At 51.7% G+C, this 321-nt stretch carries 1 protein-coding gene; it reads right to left on the reverse strand.

The features are described 5' to 3' along the window. Positions 1-321 (reverse strand): hypothetical protein (locus NR126_RS29220; RefSeq protein WP_256832521.1); only part of this gene is annotated, 321 nt, incomplete at both ends.

The following is a 321-nucleotide window of genomic DNA, read 5'->3' on the forward strand; positions in this document are numbered from 1 at the left end:
GAATCCCTGTTCAACTTCCGGCTCTTCCCCCCTCCTCCTCTTTCCCCTTTTTCTCCTTTTTCCTTCTTTCTCTTCCCTTCCCCCTTCCCTTCCTCTTTCTTCTTCTTTCCTCTTTCTCTTCTCCTTTTTTCCTTCCTTCTCCTTTCCCCTCTTCCTCTTCCCCCCCTTCTTTTCCCCTCCCTCTTCTTCCCTTCCCCCCCCCTCCCTCCTTCCTCCCCCTCCCCTTTCTTCCCCCTTCTCTTCCTCCTTTCCCTTCTCTTCCTCTTCCCCCTCCCCTCTCTTCCTCTCTTCTTTTCTTTCCCTCTTTTCCTTTTCTTTTTC

This window comes from Pseudomonas sp. Pse1 (genome assembly GCF_024519635.1).
Classification (GTDB): domain Bacteria; phylum Pseudomonadota; class Gammaproteobacteria; order Pseudomonadales; family Pseudomonadaceae; genus Aquipseudomonas.